This is a genomic window from Arthrobacter sp. HMWF013, from assembly GCF_003061105.1.
Taxonomy (GTDB): Bacteria; Actinomycetota; Actinomycetes; order Actinomycetales; family Micrococcaceae; genus Arthrobacter.
In genome coordinates, this window is the sequence record NZ_QAIQ01000364.1 from 1 (window position 1) to 2,907 (window position 2,907).

Below are 2,907 nucleotides of genomic sequence, written 5' to 3' on the forward strand. Positions count from 1 at the left end.
ACGTACAGGGAGACGATGAGCCCGGCCACGGCCAGCAGCGCGAAGATCAGGGCGTACAGCTGCCCGGGGTTGTGGTGGATGTCCACGCCCACGTACCGCTTCACGCCGTCGAAGCTGATGGTGCCCTTGCCCTCCGGCAGGGTGTAGCTGGTTCCCGGGGCGAGCGTGATGCCGCCGGCATCGAGGTTGCGGGCGTTCAGCGGCGTAAGGTCTTTGACGTCCAGTTCGAAGACGTTCTGCGGGGCCCCGCCGTCCAGGCCGAGATCGCCGTAGTAGGAGTTCAGGGTCAGCTGCGGATTGAAGAGATCCGGATCCCCGCTGAAGGAGATGCCTTCCTCGGTGATAAAGGCGGTGGGAAGGAAGAACCCGGCGAAGCCGAGCTGCTCCGGCTTCGCGTCCGGGACCTTGATCACCAGGGACGAGTAGTAGTTGTCGCCCTGCAGCTTGGCAACCACCGGGCCCTGCATGGCCACGTTGCCGGCGCCGTCGCGGATGGTGACCACCGGGGCGTAGCCGTTGCCGGTGAGGTAGATGCTGGTGCCGCCCAGGGTCACGGGTTCGTTGACCTTGAGGACTTCCTGCTTGGCCGGCGCGTCCGGGGTTTCCTTGGTGGTTACATCGGCGGTGAAGTCGATGGGCTGGCCCACCTTGCCCTTGGACTCGCGGTCGAAGGTGACGGCGAACTTGTCCAGCTGGATGGAGTAGGGCTGGAGCTGGCTGGACTGGAAGTTGGTGCCCGGGGTGAACTGGTCATAGCCCACCAGGGTGTTCACGAAGGTATCGCCCTCCACCAGGATGCGCTGGCCGCTGTACCCGAACAGCCCGCCGATCGCCACGGAGACCAAAACCCCGATCAGCGAGGTGTGGAACACCAGGTTCCCCACCTCCTTGGCGAAGCCGCGCTCGGCACCCAAAGACGGCCGCGCGCCGTCGTCGTCCCTCACGTCAACGCGGTAACCGCGCTTCTTCAGCACTCCGGCGGCACTGCGGATGGCGTCCGACGCCGGGAGGCCGGCTCCGGCGGGAACCACCAGCGTGCCGTACTCGGGGAGGCGGGAGAGCCGCTTGGGGGTCCGCGGCGGCTGCGAGCGCATGGCCTTGTAGTGGGCGATGGCGCGCGGTACCACGCAGCCAATCAACGAGATGAAGAGCAGGATGTAGATGGCCGAGAACCAGGCCGAGGAGTAGACATCGTAGAGCTGCAGGGTGTCCAGCAGCTTCCCGTAGTCCGGGTTGTCCTTGATGTACTGCGTCACCACCGACGGGTTGGCCGGGCGCTGCGGGAACAGGGAACCCGGCACTGCCGCAACGGCCAGGAGCAGGAGCAGGAAGAGCGCGGTGCGCATGCTGGTCAGCTGCGTCCAGGCCCAACGAAGCATCTCCACCGGCCCCAGCATGGGGAGGGCTGCCTCTGCCTTGGCCGTGTCAACGGGGGCCGGGGACTTCTTGTTTGCTTTCACGCGCTCGCTCATCAGATCGGCAACTTCACATCGGTTTGGAACCAGTACTGCAGCTCGGTGACCCAGGTTCCCCAGACGCCGCTGGCCATCAGCAGGCCGAGCACCACCAGGATGCCCCCGCCGATTCTCTGGATGGCCAGGCGGTGCTTGCGGAAAAAGGACATCACGCCCATACCCCGGCGCACAGCCAGGGCTATCAGGAGGAAGGGGATGCCCAGCCCCAGGCTGTAGACGAAGGCCAGGAACGCGCCCTTTGCTGCCGAGGAACCGCCGGACAGGCTCAGGAGCTGCACGGCGGAATACGTGGGGCCGATGCAGGGGGCCCAGCCCAGGCCGAACGTAATGCCCAGCAGCGGTGCACCCCACAGGCCGGCCGGCGGCTTGGCGTGGATCTTCGCGTCACGCTGCAGCCAACCGAAGCCGCCCATGAACACCACGCCCATGATGATCACCAGGATGCCCAGGAGCTGGGTGATCCAGGCGTTCTGGGAACCGGTGATCAGCGTGCCGAGCTGGCCGAAGGCACCCCCGAGCAGGACAAAGATCACGGAGAAGCCCAACACGAACAGGCCAATGCCGGCGAGCATCCGGCCGCGCTTCTGCTTTTGCAGGTCCACGCCACTGAGGCCGGTGACGTAGCCAAGGTAGCCGGGCACCAGGGGCAGCACGCAGGGCGACAGGAAGGAAACCAGTCCGGCCAGCAGTGCCACCGGGATGGCAAGCAGTAGCGAGCCGTTCAGGATGGCTTCGGCGAAGGGGCTGTTCACGGTCCGCGGCCGCCGCTACTCTGCCACGGCGGCGGTGATGAGGGCTTTGAGGGTGCCCCTCTGGATTTCGCCCAGGACGCGCGAGGCCACCCGGCCCTGCTTGTCCAGCACCAGCGTGGTGGGGACGGCGCCGGGAGGGACCAGGCCGGAGACTGCCAGGAGCACGCCGCCGTCCTTGTCATCGAAGCTGGGGTACGTCAGGTTGAACGATTTATCGAAGGCTTCGGCGGTGGCTTTTTCGTCGCGGAGGTTGACGCCGAAGAACTGCGCTCCCTGGTCCTTGAACTCCTGGTGCAGCTCTTCGAGGATGGGAGCCTCCACCCGGCAGGGGGCGCAGGCCGCGAACCAGAAGTTCAGGACCGTGACCTTGCCCTGGAAATCCTCGGGCGTCACGGTGGTCCCGTTGAACAGGGTGCCGTTGACGGCGACGGCGGCCTTGCGGTCCGCCGCGGCAAACTCGGTCACCGAGCCATCGCCTGCGACATAGTTCTTGTTGTCGCCGGCCTTGGCCTGCTGGGCCAGGGCATCCTCCTGCGCGCAGCCGGAGAGCCCCAGCGTGAGGGCGGTCAGGGCTGCGCCGCCGGCGGCAAGCACGGCGCGGCGGGACGTGGCGGGGCTGGTCATGGCGCGGCTGGTCATGGCATGGCGGGAAGCAGTGGTTTTCATGGTCAGGCCCCCGG

General features: G+C 66.7%; 3 protein-coding genes. All 3 read right to left on the reverse strand.

Annotated features, from left to right (window positions below; translation table 11 throughout):
• A partial coding sequence (gene resB / locus DBR22_RS13570; RefSeq protein ID WP_108599452.1) for a cytochrome c biogenesis protein ResB occupies positions 1-1,472 on the reverse strand: 1,472 nt, incomplete at its 3' end.
• The gene (locus DBR22_RS13575) at positions 1,472-2,227 is read right to left on the reverse strand and encodes a cytochrome c biogenesis CcdA family protein (protein WP_108599453.1); all 756 of its coding nucleotides are present in this window, start codon (positions 2,225-2,227) and stop codon (positions 1,472-1,474) included. The genes resB and DBR22_RS13575, both read right to left, overlap by 1 nt.
• A 15-nt stretch (positions 2,228-2,242) precedes the next feature.
• Entirely contained in the window at positions 2,243-2,851 is a 609-nt protein-coding gene (locus DBR22_RS13580) for a TlpA family protein disulfide reductase (protein WP_181365178.1), read from the reverse strand.
• Between the last annotated feature and the right edge of the window lie 56 nt (positions 2,852-2,907).